A 15895-nucleotide genomic window follows, 5' to 3' on the forward strand; every position below is an offset into this window, starting at 1 on the left:
ACTCCGATTCGACGTACGATGGGGACATGACCGACGACCTGCGCAATCGTGACGAGATCTTTCGTGAGAAGCTCAAGGAAGTTCAAGACCAACGCCTCTCTCAATCTCGCCCAATACTAGACGCCGAACTGACCGCAAAGCTCGAACAGGCGTCCGCGGAAATCGCGGCTCGTGACTCAGAAATTCTCGTTCGAGATGCCATCATCGCAGAGATGAGTCAAAAGTATCGCGAACTTGACGAGCGTCACGCCGAGCTTCTCGCGAATCCACCTATCCCACCAGTGCGGACTCAAGTGGGTCAACACGCGCGGGTAGCGCTCGGTAAGCTTCCTAGTCCGGTACAAACTCCCATACGCGGAGCTGTGCGCCGGATACGCTCACTGGGCGGGCAAAACTCATGATCGTTCTTCTTCCCGCTGGTAGCTCGTCTATTAATCCGTACATCACTGAGGATCTGACGGAACGGATTGAGGTTGTGTTCTACGAGCCTGGCCTCTACGGGGAACCTGACCTCTCACTGATTCCGCACGATGGATACGTGTGGGTTTTCCTGCCAGGTGCCTATCCGGCGGTGGGAGCACTAGATGCGGTGCAAGGGTGGCTCGAGCAGCGCTCACCTGCCGGTATTTACGGATACACCGTGACGAACGACGGCCTGTTCGGCCGCCCGCGGATGAATCGGCTGGGACTGTGGGTGGCTCCGTCGATCGGATCATCCCTCGTGGTTAGGGCCGAGCTGCTGAGAAAAGTTCTGAGTGATCCGATCGTGCCGCAGGAATGGTGGTACCAACTTCGGGTGGAAGCAACTGAAACCGGGCTGGATCATATGCCCGTGAAATTTGAGTATCGCGAGGCCCTCGACCTGCAACCAGCTACGGAGCGTCCTCGCGTCCTCAAAGAAATAACGGGTGTGAACGCCACTGTTCAAGGCTCAGCGCTCGTGCCACAGGGCTCCACCGACAACACCAGCGTGTCAGTGGTGATCCCCTCGATCGGAGCGGAAATTGACACACCGGACGGCTCCGAACCAGCCATCCTGCGGTGCGTCCGCTCCCTGCGGGCCACAGCCGATGTTGCCGAAATAATTGTGGTGGCGGGCCCGCGCATGCCAGATTCCGTCCTCGAGGAGGTCACGCAGCTAGCCGGCGATCTTTTCCGTGTTGTGCGTGTATCCGACCCGTTTAATTTTTCGACCTCATGTAACACTGGCGTGTTAGCCGCCACCGGATCGCATGTGTTGCTGTTGAACGACGACGTCGAAGCCACTGAGCCCGGATGGCTCGACACGATGTTGGGCACGGCGGTCTTGCCCGGTGTGGGCGCGGTGGGCGCGCAACTGCTCTTCCCAGACGGAACAATCCAGCATGCCGGGGTGATCGTCAGTCCGCGCACGCTCGAACCGAATCACCTGTACATGCACCATGATCCTGACCAGATCGCCGATCCGATCGTGCGTTCCACCGCCGAGTTTTTGGTTGTGACGGGAGCATGCTTGCTCGTTGATCGCGAGCTTTATCTCAGCGTTGGCGGACTCACTGAAGAGCTGCCGCTGAACTACAACGACGTCGATTTCTGCCTCAAACTCATCGCTGAAGGGTACACGAATCTCCAGTGCAACACGGTCAGCCTCATTCACCGTGAATCCACGTCACGAGACCCGCAGCTGACTGAGAAAGAAGCCGCGTGGATGGATCGCTGGGAGCCGTGGATCGCGCTTGATCCTTACGTGAACGTGTGGCTTTAGCGGCGAAACTTCAGATAGTTGCGCACCCTCGCCGCCGTGTGCCGTATCCCCTGTTCGCGAACCGTACGTACAGCCTTACGTGCCAACATCGCTACGGTGGGCCGCACAGGAGCGGAGACTTCTTCGGCGTCGGCGCTCTGGGTGATCTCCCGGTCTGCAGCGAACCACGGATCAGAGCAGTAGTCGACAAGCGCACGCAACGTGCTCTCCCAGTGGAACCTCACTGCAATGTCGCGCACGCGTTGTGCGCACGCTGCTCGTTCGGCGTCGTCGGACAGTAACGACACGAAAGCAACGGCCATCGCGTCCGCGTCCTCCATCGGAACTGTGGCTCCCAAATCTTCCGTGTCGATCAGGTCAGCGAAGAAATCGCCGGCCGTTGACACCATCGGCAAGCCCGCCCACAGGTAATCCAGCATGCGAGTACGGAAACTGAAATCCGTCTCCAGCCCCGGCAGGTGAGCGCTCACCCCCAGATCGGCATCAAGCAGATAGTTGTGCCGATCCGCGTAGTCCACCCACTGTTCGTTGAAGAACACATGGGTGCCCGTCAGCCCGAGGTCGTCGGCAAGTTTCCGGGCGTCGCGCAGCATTTGCATCTCGGGAACATCAGGATTGGGATGTTGCGCTCCCATGAAGAACAGACGGATGTTGGGAATCTGCTCGCGAGCCTGATCAACGGCACGGATCACGGTGAGAGGATCGAACCAGTTGTAGACTCCCCCACCCCAAATGATGACCTTATCGTCAGCCTCAATGCCAGGTACTGCCCCGCGGATCGCAGAGCGGGTCTTCACAGGTGGAGTCGACGAAATACCAAAGGACGCCACGTCAATCAGCTTGCGCATGCTCGCATCTGCATCGAACGTGTACGGATTGAGCCGCTTGCACGCACCTAGGTAGCCCAACCACATGTCACGCTGCTTGTCTGAGGCACACAGAAAAAAATCTCCTCGGCTCACCTGCGCCGTCAGCTCCCCGGTCGCATACTGGAACGATTGAAGGCGTTCGTCCATCGGAAGAAAACGCTGCACAAGCAGGCTCTCAATGTGGAAAGGATCGTAAAGGTCAACCACGGTGTACCAGTCACTGGTCAACAACCACGGGAACGTCTGAGCAAGATAACCTTGGAAGATTACGATATCTGGCGTGCCAAGATCATTTTGAAAGTTCTCCACCTGGGTTTCTCGCAGCTCGAATCCATTCCCTGCCCGGGTGACCGAGCCGAAAGAAAACACTGTCACATCATGATCGTGGCAGAGTACACCGGCCATTTCCCACACTCGGATGGCTGGCCCGGCCATCTTCTTGCCGAACGTATCGAGCGTAATAATTGCGATCTTCACCGCTCGTCCCTTCCCCACGGGTCGTGTTCAGGCTGGCCAGGCCGTGACCAACGGCCATCAAGGATCATGTAGCCGCCCGATTCGAACGGAACACCGCTTTTGACCGCGAATCCGTTGACGTCACGCATATAGTCATACACATGCTCGGTGGTCGTATTCACGATCGACGCGTCAATCGTGAACAGCCCCGGCTGCAGCCGCAGGTTTGGGATCCGCAAATCCACGTAGCCCGGCCCGTCAATGTAATCCACCTCAAAGCGCAGATCACGCGAGTTGTTTGCCCACAGGTAGGCGCCGTCGTTAGCGGTCATCGAGAAGCCGAATACTGGCTTGTCGATCCGTTCGTACGCTTCGTAGTGGAGCCGGAAGATAATTTCAGCTCCAGTGGGCAGTGCTTCCGTGACGGGCGAACCATCCGTGTGGAGAATCTCGACATTCTGGATGCGAGCTTCCCCGCTTCCCCACCGGACCTTCCCAGATTCATCAACGTCTGTGAACTCTCGTGTGGAGTCCGCATAGGCGTCGAGCACCTCGTGGGCGTCGCCTACCATTTCCAGATCGCCGTTGTTAATCCACGCGGCGTAGTCAGCCATGTTCTTCAGTTGGGGAACAGAATGCGACACGACGACGACAGTGCGGCCTTCCTTCTTTAAATCGACGAACTTGCGTGCGCACTTTTCTTGGAATGCAGCATCGCCCACGGCAAGAATCTCATCAACAAGAAGAATCTCCGGATCGGTGTGGATCGCCACTGAGAACCCAAGCCGCACATACATTCCCGAGGAATAGTTTTTAACCGGCTGGTCAATAAACTCTTCCACTCCAGAAAAGGCGAGGATCTCGTCGTAGCGAGCATCGATCTCCTGTTTCGACATGCCCAGAATTGAACCGTTGAGGTACACGTTGTCACGCCCGGACAGCTCTGGATGGAAGCCTGACCCGACTTCCAACATCGCCGCGATCCGGCCGTTTCGTTTGATCGTGCCCTTATTGGGTACCAAGATTTTTGCGATGCACTTGAGCAGGGTTGATTTTCCCGAGCCGTTGTCACCGACGAGGGCGAACGTTGAACCCGCAGGAATATCCAACGTGATTCCGTTCAGCGCGTGGAACTCTTCAGATATTGACCGGCGACCACGCATGATGGCAGCTTTCAGCGTGTTATTGCGTTCGTGGTAAATCTTGAAGGATTTATGCACGTCGCGCACTTCAACAGCAACCATTACAACACCTCCGCCAGATAATCCTGCCTGCGGGTGAACACTCTCCAACCTGCCGCGAACGTGACGATCGATATGACGGCGATGATGCCGAACGTCGACCAGTCCGGCCAACGCCCGTCGTAAATCAAATTCCGGAATATCTCCGCGAAATGAACGAACGGGTTGAGGTTGTAGATGTCCGCCACCGAGATGCCCAGGAAAAGATCCCCTACCTTGTCGGACATTTCTTGAACGTAGGTGACCGGATAGACGATCGGGCTGGCATAGAAACCTAGCTGGAAAAGAATTCCAATGAAGTGCTGGGTGTCCCGGAAGTACACATTTCCGATCGCAGCAAAGAACGCGAGACCGGTTCCGAACAGTGCGAGCAGGATCGTCGTTACAGCGACCATCGGCAAATACACGAGAATATTTGACCCCACCGCTAGCACGACGAGCACGAGGACGAGGATTTCCCACACGTGTTGGTAAAGCGCCGACAGCGTGTTTGCCACCACGAGCACCCACCGCGGGAAGTAGACCTTTTTAATAAGGTTTTCGTTACCCGTCACCGCACCCATCGCTCCGGTGACCACTGCCGAGAAGAACGTCCACGGCAGCAGGCCACACATGAGCCAGATGAAAAAGTAGTGCACCCCCGAAGGGTCACCTGGCGGAACTTGCACCCGGATCACGATCGCGAACACGAAACTGTACGTGAGCATGAGCGCTATCGGGTTAGCAAGCGACCACAACTGGCCAAGGGCTGTTCTCTTATACTTGCCCTTGACTTCCCTCAGCGTAAGATTGCGTAAGAGTTCTTTCGACTCTCGAAACTCTTTGAGAATATTCATCTCACAGGCGAGCCGCGTCCCCGATCACGAGGCGAGGTGTCCCTTTCCACAGCTCGGGGTTCGTGATTCTACGGCCGTCGAACAGCAACTTGATTCCCGGGAAGTCCGCAGGAGTAACCTCCGCGTATTCCTTGTGGTCGGCCTGCACAATGACCGCGTCGACGTCGTCGCCCAAGTCATAAACGTCCCAACCGTATCCGGCAAGATCGTCGGCGCTGAACATCGGGTCGTGGACTTTGACCTGCGCACCTCGTTCCTTGAGCCCATCAACCGTGGCGAAAATGCCGGAGAACGCCGTCTCCTTCACGCCCCCACGGTAAGAAGCACCGAGAACGGCAATCTTTTGGTCTTTCAGATCGCCGAGTACTTCTTCGACGCGGCCGATCACGTACTCGGGCATGCCCGCATTGAACTGGCGTGCCGTGCGAACGATGGAGGCGTCCGGATCAGTGGACAGGTACAGGCGCGGATAGACCGGGATGCAGTGCCCGCCCACTGCGATACCTGGGCGGTGGATGTGCGAGTACGGTTGGCTATTCGACGCGTCAATCACGCGCTGGATGTCAATACCCTCTTTGTCCGCGTACACGGCGAACTGGTTGGCAAGCCCAATGTTGACATCCCGGTACGTGGTTTCGGCAAGCTTGGCCATTTCGGCTGCTTCCGCCGAGCCAAGATCCCACACGCCGTTGGGCTCGGCAAGGTCGGGGCGCTCATCAAACGTGAGCACGGCTTCATAGAAGTCAATCGCCTTCTGCGTGCCTTCCTCAGACAGGCCGCCAACGAGCTTCGGGTACTTGCGAAGGTCTTCAAACACCCGCCCTGTGAGCACGCGCTCCGGTGAGAATACGAGGTGGAAGTCTTTGCCTTCTTTCAAGCCAGAGATTTCTTCGATCATCGGCTTCCAGCGCCCGCGCGTCGTGCCAACGGGGAGCGTGGTTTCGTATGCGATGAGCGTATCTGGGGTGAGGTTTTCAGCCAACGACCGCGTCGCAGCGTCCATCCATTCAAAGTCCGGTTCCCACGTCTCGTCATTGACAAATAGCGGCACAACGACGACGACGGCGTCCGCTCCCGGCACCGCCTCAGCATAGTTGGTGGTCGCTTTGAAACGGCCTGCAGGGACGAGCTCGGAGAGCTTGTCTTGAAGGTGAGCTTCCCCGGGGAAAGGTTCCGTGGCTTCGTTGATCAGCCGGACGGTCTGTTCATTCACGTCCACACCGATGACGTCGTGGCCGGCGTCGGCAAACTGGACGGCCAGCGGCAGGCCGATCTTCCCCATGGCGACTACTGCAATACGCATTCATGCTCCTATCCGAAAGTCTGTACCTAGAATACTCCCTCATGCCAGCGAATTCACGATCTCGATGCAGCCTGAGCGTGAGATCCCGCTCGCTTGCCAGCTACTCGGCACTCGGTGTGGTTGGCAGAGGCGTACGTCGAGCTTGGATGTCCCACCAGTCAGGTTCGGGGATTGGGCCGCAGGCGTCGATCTGCCACAGGCTTCCGCCGTCGGTCTCGGCTATCTTTGTAAATCCTCGAGCTGTGTCCACCTCGTAGAAGCCCGGCCAGGTTTCCGACCGGTCGCGCTTCTGGTACACGAGCGGATCATCTTCGTAGTAGTAGCGAATACCGTAGTTGGTAAGAATCGTGCACACGTGCGGATCGGTGTGAATGTCAGAAAAATTGGCGATAAGGTACTGACCATCTGCATCTTTGGGATGAGAATTAACCTGCGGAAACACCACGTTCACATCGCCATATGCGGGTGCATAGCCAATGCCAGTGGTTGGATCACCAACGACGAGCGAGCCTGGCGGCACGAGACTATCCAGATTCTTCAACAGGTCGAGCTCCTCTTGCGAATCGATGGGGTGGCCTTCCCCGATCGCGGGTTGAGCGTCTTGATAGACGTTTCCAATACGAAGCACTATCCCCAACGCGATCGTTGCTACAGCGCCGCACGCAAACACGGCTACGGGATTTAGCTTGGAAGACGCCCGCTCGATCCATAGCGCCACGATGAGCCCGGTAATCAACCCTTGGACGGCCATGATGCGTTTCGGATCGTGGTACCAGATTCCAGCGATCGCCGAGAAGATACTGGAATCAACATATGCGCCAATGAGAGCCAACCATTGTGCTGTCCACGCGAGCACGAGCCACCGGCCAGTAGATATCTGCCAGACCTGAACAACGACGGCGGCACAAGCAACGAGTAGCCCAACACAGACAACCACACCGGCCACCACGAGCGGCGTCGAAAAACTGGCCAGTTCATCGCCGAGCGTGGCGAAGCGTTCGGCGAAATCCCACGACCGAGGATTTGACCTGCCGAAAAAATCACGCACTTTTTCCGAACTGAACAACGCGAGTACGAGGAGGGCGAAAGCGCCGGCGCCGGTCATCGCAAGACGATCGTCTCGGCTGAAGGTATGGAACCGAATAGCTGTGAAGATTGCTAACCCCGCACGGATTGCGAGCGGGAGAGTCACCGGCCACAACAACGCAAAAACAGCTCCCGGATGGGCTAGCCCCAATCCGAGAAGCGATACCCCGAAGATAGCGATACCTGCGAGCGCTGTTTGAACGATTGATTGACGCGGTTGAGTTCTGAGAATGCGAAGCCAAGCAATAACAACGCCGGCGGCTGCGGGCATCGCTGCGAGCGCGAGCGAATTGGGCCAAAAGCCACGGGAGACCGTTAAAAAGTTTGGGAAGTAGGGTAAGACTGCGATAGTGAGTGGCGCGGCCACCCACACGCGTGGTCGCGTGGGGAAAAGCTGACGGGTGAGGTAATCGGCGCCAAACACCCAGATAGTAGGTACCACAACATAGGCCAGCAGATGTGATGCCGGCATGATCAGCTGTTCACCCGTGAGTGCAACGATGGCGTGCCAGACGGTTGGATACACGGTTGGTAGCGCAGTAATCCCGTAGCTTGGCGCTATTGCCGAGAGCATCGATGCATCGCCAGTTTTCACTACAGCGTTGGCCGTGTTGTAGTGGAACATGGGATCGGCTTGCACCGACGGCGCCCACGGATCTGCCAACCAGACAATGGGCACGATCAAAAATAACAGTGTCAGTGCAAGTGAGATCCGGTGAGCGCGGGTAGCCCTAGGCGCAACATCAATCTCAGGCAACCGGCCAAGTTCGAGCCGCACAAACAGGGGTCGCAGAGTCAACGCAACCAGGAGCGACATGACGGTGGCCCCCACAAAGACGGCCCATCCCCATCTCAGGCCGGCCAGCCCAGCCACCATAGCTGACACGCCGACTATCGCAAAGGTGACAGCCGGTGCCACGTTAGCGGCAGTTGCGCGCGATAGACCCAGGATGCGTAGCGAGCCGTAGCCTGGCAGATAAACGACGGCGAACAGCACAGCTACCAGAGGTAAGTAAGGTATCCAACTTGTGATCATCGGCCTCCTGACCCCAACCGAAACCTGCCACCACGGCACACGCCTGTTTGACGTGTCAATCATATACCTGCAGTAGCTGGCACGATCCGACGCTCGGGCTGTTTTACCTGCGTGCTAGAATCCGGCTATGAAGGTATGCGTCGTAACATCTTGGTTCCCCACTGATGTCAAGCCGGGTGCGGGTAGCTTCGTCGCCACCGACGCCCGGGCGCTGGCCCACGATCACGACGTACGGATAGTCCATTTTGTTGACCCGCATCTCGACGACGGGCGCCGCACCATCAATCTCGATGGAATCCCGGGGATTCGGGTGCCTCTCCAACTCACGAACCCGCTTTCGTGGATACGTGCAATTCGGCGGGCTTACCCGTACTTGAAGAACGCCGACGTCGTCCATACCATGGCTTTTTCGTCGCTTCTAAAAATTCTCCCCGTTCCCTTTTCTGCACCGGTTGTGCACACCGAGCACTGGCACGGAATGATGCGGATTCGTAGCTCGCGGTTTGCCAGGCTTGAAAAACTGGCCGTTAAAATCACGATGGCCCGCCCCACAGTCGCATCCGGCGTATCAAGCTATCTTGCCAGCGAAGTTGAGGCACTATCTGGTCGCGACGTGCGCGTGATTCCAAACATTGTAGATGCGCCGCCACTCCTTGATCCGCCACAACCAGAACCGTCCCCGCAACTCCGCATTCTCAGTGTTGGATACCTGAGCCCGATTAAGGATCCACTGATGGCTGTACGTGCCCTGGGAGTGCTCCGCGAGCGCGGGGTTGACGCACATCTCGCGTGGGCCGGAACCGGTGATATGGAAGCCGACGTGCTCGAACTGGCCGAACAACTCGGCGTCGCACAATCTCTCACTCTTCTCGGACACGTGAGCAGGCAGGAGCTATTCCGCCAGTTGGAGATGTGCAACGTCGTGTTACATACCTCCACAGAAGAGACTTTTTCACTGGTAGCAGCCGAAGCGTTAGTTGCTGGCCGGCCGCTCGTTATCCAAGAACGTGGCGGACACACAGATTTTGCCCGTGAACCCTACACAACGTTCGTACATACACGCACACCAGAAGCTTTCGCAGACGCGATCGAACGGGCGGGCGAAATTGGTCGCACGGTAGACTTCACCGACGTTTCCCGCCAATTGCGGCATAACTTTTCGGAGGATGCATTCCGCGAACGCTGGTCGCAGGTCTACCGTGAGGTCACCGCATGAGAGTCGACGTCATCATTGCCGCACACAATCCCGCACGGCCTGTTGCGAGGGCTGCGCGTTCCATCGTGGAAGGAAATCCGGAAGCTCGCACCGTCGTCGTCTGCCACAACGTAGGGGTTGCCGAGATTCGCGATACATTTCCGCCCGACTTGGCAGACCAGGTCACGTTCCTTGAGCTTGCCGATAACATTCCCTCACCTTCTGGGCCGTTCATGCACGGGATCGAAACATCAACGGCCGATTTCGTGTCCATTATGGGCTCAGATGATTTCCTCGAACCTGGCGCTATCCGCGCCTGGCTCGATTTGGCCGCACAGCATGAGGCAGATGCCGTCATCGCTCGCGTTATGCGTGGCGACGAGCGGACGCTGGTGCGCTCCCCGGCCGTGCGGCCATGGCGCCGCGGATATCTAGATATTTTGAACGATCGTCTGCCGTATCGTAGCGCTCCGCTTGGAATCGTCAAACGCGACGCCGTAGATCGGCTCGGACTGAGGCTCACGCCTGGAGCTCGCAACGGCGGTGACCTCGAGTTCGTGTCAAAACTATGGGCCGGCGGTAAAGTTGTCTACGCGGGCGCATGTCCAGGCTATGTGGAAATGTCAGATGCCTCAGACCGCGTCACATGGGTGGCCAAGCCCGTAGCCGAAGAGCTCGGCACGTGCGAACAGCTCTTGACCTCAAAGTGGTTCGCAAAGCAAAGCAACAAGGTCCGGCTATCTATTGGCGTGAAGATTTTCCGGCGCAACGTGATCGATTCCGTGTACAAGCGCAGGGAACAGACTTCCTGGGAACGGGCAGACCTCGACTCGCTCGTACGTATCAGCCGGCTTGCGTTGGGCGAGGCCGGCCATCAGCTCCTGTCCTTTTCAGAACTTCAGCTACTCAGGGTTATCATCGCCAAAGACAGCGCTCGTTTTCCCGCTGTACTGTCCGCAGCGAAAAACTATCGATCGCCACGTAGCCTCGTGGGGCCACACCCTAGGTCATGGCTGAACGCAGCTGGCTCGCTTCGTTTTACGGTCGCCTCGGCTCTCATGCGCTAGATGCTTACATCTGCACAGTGTTCTAGACTTATCCCATGGCGAGCGAACCACGGATTTTACATTTTCATGATTGCGCTGATGTCGGCGGAGCTCTCGTCCGAGCAGCGAAAAGGCACGGCCTCCACTGGGATTACCTCTCAGCCGAAGCCGTCCGCCCATCAAACCGGCCCAATAATCCGCTGGTGTCAAAAGGGTTCACTGCCAAGCTACTTCTGCGAAATCGTCGCGCGATCGCCAAAGCAGATATTGTGCACATCCATTACGCGATGGTGGTCCCCAACGCGCAAAACAAATTCATGCCCGAACGCCCCTATTTTCTCCATTTACACGGCACTGACATCCGCAAGCACTGGGCTAATGGGCGCAGGAAGAGCAAAGTGCAGCCGTGGATCGAAGGCGCTGAACGGGTCTATTACACGAATCTAGACACGCGTGAAAACGCTGAGGAAGCATTCCCGGGTGCCGAGTTCATGCCAGCGTTCATTGAACCGGATCGCCTTGTCCCCTGGGCATACACAGACCAGCAGCCACAGAAGATCGTGTTTCTTTCCCGCTGGGAAGATATCAAAGGCGCACCCGCGAATATTGCTCTCGCACGGGAATTGCGCCGTGCTTTTCCCGGCGTCGCACTCGAAGGACTCGACTGGGGCGACCAGACCGAGCAGGCACGGCAAGCCGGAGTCAACCTCGTTCCTAAAATGGGCCACAGCGATTACGTGCGGTGGATATCAGAGGCCACTATCGCCATCGGACAAGCCCAACCCATGCTCGGCGTCTCCGAATTCGAAGCCATGGCCATCGGTCTTCCGGTCGCTGTTCTTGGTTCTCGCATTCCCCGTCCAACCGACGGCGCCACTCCGCCCGTGATCGAAGGAGACCTCGACGCGGTAGTTGAAGGAATCCGCCTCGCGTTGGACGATCCTTTCTCAGCGACCGAAGAATTAGGTGCCAAACAGTGGGTGTTAGATCGGCACTTAGCAGACAGCTACGTGCCGGGCCTCCAACGAGCCTACCGCGAAACCCTCGGTTTGGATCCGAGCGGCGTCTAGCCCCGAATAGCCCTGATCCGGCCGCGTTCGCGGGCTGCAATTCCGGTGAACGCGTTGCGTAGCGGAGCATCGTGTTCAAAGAAAGTACCCGTCAGGCTCGATGTGAGCACACGCGAGACAATCCCAGCTTCTCCGTAGGATTCCACCGCTTTGAGCATCCGCGGTAAGTCTCCAGCTTCGGCAGCTGATACCACTGCGGCATCACGCCGCGAAAGTGGCCTATCGAATGTCGGATCGAAGTTACGCAGTTTCTTCACATATCTGGACAGCCAGTTAAAATCACCCTCGCGCCAATCACTCAGATTCGGACGCAACCGGGCAAGATCAATGACGTGCACGCGAGCCATCTTGACTGCGAGCGCATGCTTTTGCCGTTCCGTGAACGCCAGCACGCCTGGTTCTTCGAGGAGATTGTCATACGGAGCCCCGGTCTGGGCTAGCGGTCTAGGCGTGAAGGTTACGCGGGTCTTCGCATCTTTACCCACCACATACGCCGGATCGTTCCAGTAATAAGAAAAGTTTCGCCCCGACGTCCACATCAGCGCGGAGACTCGCTGGTCTGATCCAGCCGGGAACACTGCGCCAAAGCGTAGGTGCGGGTCTTGCATCATCTCAGTCCGGTAGATTCCCAGTGGAGCGGTCCGATAGAACAGGCGATCACGCACCGCGTCCAATTTGCTGGTGCGCCAGGTCAGCGGCTTGAGCGTATTGATGTCGGTGAGCTGGTGGCGAAGCGGAGCAATTACGCCGTCGGAACCATCGGCTTTCTGGCGTTCCCGCATAGCTTCCAAGGCTCCGGCGTCATACCAATCGTCTGATCCCATGATGCCCACCCACGGAGCTGTTGCTGCCGCGATTCCCGCGTCAAAGGTCGCACCCGGCATCCCCTTTGCACCCTCGAGCGGAACAACCTCCAGCCGATCGTGTTCAGGAATGTCAAGAATCTCTGGATCGATGTTGTGAGCGATCACAATGACTCCGCTGAGCGGGTCAGCCAACACGGACTCGGCCGCACGCCGAATGGGCCGTGTTTCATCGTGTACCGGAATGACGATCTGAGTATGAATACCCCTCACGCGCTCTTCACTCTCCTCTTGTTCGCAACATAGTTCTTGATCCGCCACCGCAACGGGCTCTCCGCTTCCAAAATCTGATCGAAAGCACGCCGTGGCCCCTGGTCGGACCATCCGCGCTGGTTCAGCTCGAGCGCTTCGTCGAGATCGCCAGCGCAGATCGCACGGATTAATTCGCTCTGGCCGTGCGGAAGTGGTCTATCCGCATGGGGATCCTCGGCCATCAGCCTCCGGGTAGCCTCAACAAGCCAATCGAACTCGCCCTCATTCCACATCTCTTCGTTCGGCCGCGCAGCTACCGCGTCTGTCACGTGGATACGCGCAACCTTAACCGCATAGGCGTGGCGGACGGCGTTACTCCAGTTTTTAACAAACGGCTCGTCCCACAACTCGTGCCAACCTTGCCCCGACTCGCGCAGGTCCATCGGAGTCGTGGTTATTCGGTCGTTTTGATCTGCTTCCAACACGTAGGCCGGATCTTTCCAAAAATGGCAGATTCCGCGCTTCCGGCTCCACAGGTCTGTGGAGACTCGGATGTCCTCACCCGTGCGCACATCTTCCCTATAGGCCATGCCATCGAGAGCTGCGTGCCTAAAAAGACCAAATGGCGCAGTCCTGTAAAACAGGCCGTCTGATTGCGGCCGAAGCCCATGAGTTCGGTGCGTGGGCAGCCAGGATTTCGTTCGCTTTCCCACTTTAAAAAATGGTGCTATCACATACTGGGAATCTGTTTGCTGCCCGCGCTTACGCATCGCCGCGAGCGCATTCGGCTGAAAATAATCATCTGAATCGAGAAAACTCACCCAATCAGACGTCGCCGCGGCCAAACCCGTATTCCGCGGCGCGCCGGGCATCCCCTTCTCCCCTGTGTGCTCGATAACGGTGACTCGATCGTCGTCGGGAATATCTAACAAGCTCGGCGCCACATTATGGGCGACGACAATGACGGCTGCTTCTTCGTCGGCAAGCACCGAATCGATGGCTCGGCGTACGGGACGCTGCGGGGAATGCACCGCAATAACTACTTGGGTAGTCGGGTTCATGCTAATTAGCCTCTTCATGTTCTGGAACGTACAGACCGGCCAAACGGGCTTGCATCGCAAACCGAGGAGCCGTGGCTACCACTTCGTCGAATGTTCCGCTTGTCACCACGCGGCCATCTTCCATGTAGAACAGCACGTCCGAATCCTTAACAGTCGATAACCGGTGAGCGATAGAAATGAGGGTCAATTCCCCGCGCAGGCCAGCAATCGCGCTCGCAACCTCAGCCTCAGTCTCAGTATCTAACGCGGATGTTGCCTCATCCAAGATCAAGATCGCAGGATCAGAATACAGCGCGCGTGCGATGCCGAGCCGTTGGCGCTGCCCGCCCGACAGCCCCATGCCTCTCTCACCGATTCGAGCCTGTAAGCCGCCAGGGCGTTCCTGCGTGGTTTCCCACATTTGGGCCTTCTTCAGGCACTCGATCACCTTGTCCCGATCGATTTCGCCCTTCCACGTGAGAGCCACGTTCTGCTCGATCGTGCCATCAAACAAGGAAACATCTTGTGGCACATATCCAATAAGCGAACGCCAGTGGGCGAGCACGTCGTCGATATCGTGCCCATCAACCTTAATTGTTCCCTGCTGCGGTTCAAGCAAACCCAATATCACGTCAACGAGCGTAGACTTTCCTGATCCCGATTCACCGACGAAGGCTACCGACGTGCCCATCTGGATTGTCATCGAAATATCACGCACCGCAGGATCTTCCCTGGTCGGATAGGTGAAACTGACGTTATCCAACACGAGCTCCCGCGGGGCGTGTTCAAGGCGCTGTTTGCCCGCAATCTTCTTGCGAGCCAGATACCCCTGGGCGTCTTCGATATCCCGCAAAATTGCGCGCACCTGCGACGCATTCGAATTCAGCACATTCACTGTGCTCTGGAAACCTGTTAACGCCGGAATGAGCCGGATTGCCGCTGCAGCAAACAACACGATCGCGTTGATAGCATCCGTGAAATCACCCGACATGAGGAACTGCGACGCGCCGATAAGAACAAGGCCCCCAATGAGCGCGAAGTCCATAACGAAGCGTGGAACCGAACCGAGGAACTGAATGTTCGCGCGTGCCCGAGTCGCATGATAACGAGCGTCCTGAACTACAGAGGAGACCTCGTCGAACTTGTCGCGAAGCGTCACCTCTTTCAACGCGCCCACCATGTCCGTCATCAGGCCAGCCGCCTTGTACGAATACCGGCGATTAACGCGCCCCGCTTCCACCGTTCGCCTCGACAGCAAAACGTAAATAAAAGCTGCGATTAATCCCAAATAAGCCATTGTCACAACGGCTGTCAAAGGTTCAGCCGCCAATAGGATCGCCACCACTGTGATCGCAGAAATCATCATCGACGGCAACCCCATAAACGGCATGATCAGACCCGAGTTAATAGCTGCCACACCGACGTCGGCCATCCTCACCAATTCCGACGACGACCGGCTCAGCCGATCCACCCACGGGGCTCCCAAATACGCGTTAAACAGCGTTGTGCCCAACTCGAGCTCGAAATTAGCGAATTTACGGGTAGCAAACCACTGCTGGATAAGCGAAAGAACGGCTTTCAACAAAATGAGGGAGGAGATAACGATGATGACCCACACGTAGCTCTCAGGCCCAAAACGCCACCCCACCACGGGAATCACGATGTCATTGCCCGCAATGATCGCCGTCGCAGCCAACGCCAACGCCATCAATGCGGCAACATCAAGAATCGAAAGAATCGAAGCTACGACCATGTAAATGATCATGTATTGCCCGGCTCCAGCCGGCAGATACGGCAACACGCGCTTCAGATTGTTGTAGCCGTCTTTCATAGCCTCATCTTTCACCTTGGAAACAACGATAAAACCGACCTAGCGTGCCGTTTTACGAAATAATCCTACTCCACTAGACTACTAACA

Annotated in this window: 13 protein-coding genes; 5 read left to right on the forward strand and 8 right to left on the reverse strand. The window is 57.2% G+C overall.

What is annotated here, in order from left to right:
• Nucleotides 1–26: 26 nt before the first annotated feature.
• Both EL234_RS03030 and EL234_RS03035 read left to right on the forward strand, forming a co-directional pair.
• Entirely contained in the window at nt 27–401 is a 375-nt protein-coding gene (locus EL234_RS03030) for a hypothetical protein (RefSeq protein ID WP_126416081.1), read from the forward strand.
• Complete coding sequence (locus EL234_RS03035) at nt 398–1744, forward strand: glycosyltransferase family 2 protein (protein WP_126416082.1); 1347 nt, start codon at nt 398–400, stop codon at nt 1742–1744. The genes EL234_RS03030 and EL234_RS03035 overlap by 4 nt, the downstream gene beginning before the upstream one ends.
• On the opposite strand, the gene EL234_RS03040 is transcribed toward EL234_RS03035, so the two are convergent.
• The 5 genes from EL234_RS03040 to EL234_RS03060 form a co-directional block, all read right to left on the reverse strand.
• A complete protein-coding gene (locus EL234_RS03040; protein ID WP_241969067.1) occupies nt 1741–3090 on the reverse strand; it encodes a glycosyltransferase family 4 protein in 1350 nt (449 codons plus the stop codon). The genes EL234_RS03035 and EL234_RS03040 overlap by 4 nt on opposite strands.
• Nucleotides 3087–4313: an ABC transporter ATP-binding protein gene (locus tag EL234_RS03045; RefSeq protein ID WP_126416083.1), complete on the reverse strand. Its 1227-nt coding sequence runs from the start codon at nt 4311–4313 to the stop codon at nt 3087–3089. The genes EL234_RS03040 and EL234_RS03045 overlap by 4 nt, the downstream gene beginning before the upstream one ends.
• Nucleotides 4313–5146 carry an ABC transporter permease gene (locus EL234_RS03050; protein ID WP_126416084.1) on the reverse strand — a complete coding sequence of 278 codons (834 nt, stop codon included), beginning with the start codon at nt 5144–5146 and terminating at the stop codon, nt 4313–4315. Before EL234_RS03050 ends, EL234_RS03045 begins: the two co-directional genes overlap by 1 nt.
• A 1-nt stretch (nt 5147) precedes the next feature.
• Nucleotides 5148–6449 carry a nucleotide sugar dehydrogenase gene (locus EL234_RS03055; RefSeq protein ID WP_126416085.1) on the reverse strand — a complete coding sequence of 434 codons (1302 nt, stop codon included), beginning with the start codon at nt 6447–6449 and terminating at the stop codon, nt 5148–5150.
• A 100-nt stretch (nt 6450–6549) separates the two neighbouring features.
• A complete protein-coding gene (locus tag EL234_RS03060; protein WP_126416086.1) occupies nt 6550–8571 on the reverse strand; it encodes a DUF6541 family protein in 2022 nt (673 codons plus the stop codon).
• Between the two features lie 127 nt (nt 8572–8698).
• Between EL234_RS03060 and EL234_RS03065 the strand changes: the two genes are divergently transcribed.
• Genes EL234_RS03065 through EL234_RS03075 form a run of 3 tightly spaced genes read left to right on the forward strand, consistent with a single transcriptional unit; the run spans nt 8699 to nt 11882 of the window.
• Nucleotides 8699–9787 carry a glycosyltransferase family 4 protein gene (locus EL234_RS03065; protein ID WP_126416087.1) on the forward strand — a complete coding sequence of 363 codons (1089 nt, stop codon included), beginning with the start codon at nt 8699–8701 and terminating at the stop codon, nt 9785–9787.
• On the forward strand, nt 9784–10833 hold the full coding sequence (locus EL234_RS03070; RefSeq protein WP_126416088.1) for a glycosyltransferase family 2 protein: 1050 nt from the start codon (nt 9784–9786) through the stop codon (nt 10831–10833). Before EL234_RS03065 ends, EL234_RS03070 begins: the two co-directional genes overlap by 4 nt.
• 35 nt (nt 10834–10868) lie before the next feature.
• A complete protein-coding gene (locus EL234_RS03075; RefSeq protein ID WP_126416089.1) occupies nt 10869–11882 on the forward strand; it encodes a glycosyltransferase family protein in 1014 nt (337 codons plus the stop codon).
• On the opposite strand, the gene EL234_RS03080 is transcribed toward EL234_RS03075, so the two are convergent.
• Genes EL234_RS03080 through EL234_RS03090 form a run of 3 tightly spaced genes read right to left on the reverse strand, consistent with a single transcriptional unit; the run spans nt 11879 to nt 15808 of the window.
• Nucleotides 11879–12958 carry a glycosyltransferase family 2 protein gene (locus EL234_RS03080; protein ID WP_164712311.1) on the reverse strand — a complete coding sequence of 360 codons (1080 nt, stop codon included), beginning with the start codon at nt 12956–12958 and terminating at the stop codon, nt 11879–11881. The genes EL234_RS03075 and EL234_RS03080 overlap by 4 nt on opposite strands.
• Nucleotides 12955–14016 carry a glycosyltransferase family 2 protein gene (locus EL234_RS03085; RefSeq protein WP_126416091.1) on the reverse strand — a complete coding sequence of 354 codons (1062 nt, stop codon included), beginning with the start codon at nt 14014–14016 and terminating at the stop codon, nt 12955–12957. The genes EL234_RS03080 and EL234_RS03085 overlap by 4 nt, the downstream gene beginning before the upstream one ends.
• Nucleotides 14000–15808, reverse strand: a complete 1809-nt coding sequence (locus EL234_RS03090; RefSeq protein ID WP_126416092.1) for an ABC transporter ATP-binding protein — start codon at nt 15806–15808, stop codon at nt 14000–14002. The genes EL234_RS03085 and EL234_RS03090 overlap by 17 nt, the downstream gene beginning before the upstream one ends.
• Nucleotides 15809–15895: the final 87 nt, after the last annotated feature.

This window comes from Trueperella bialowiezensis (genome assembly GCF_900637955.1).
GTDB lineage: Bacteria > Actinomycetota > Actinomycetes > Actinomycetales > Actinomycetaceae > Trueperella > Trueperella bialowiezensis.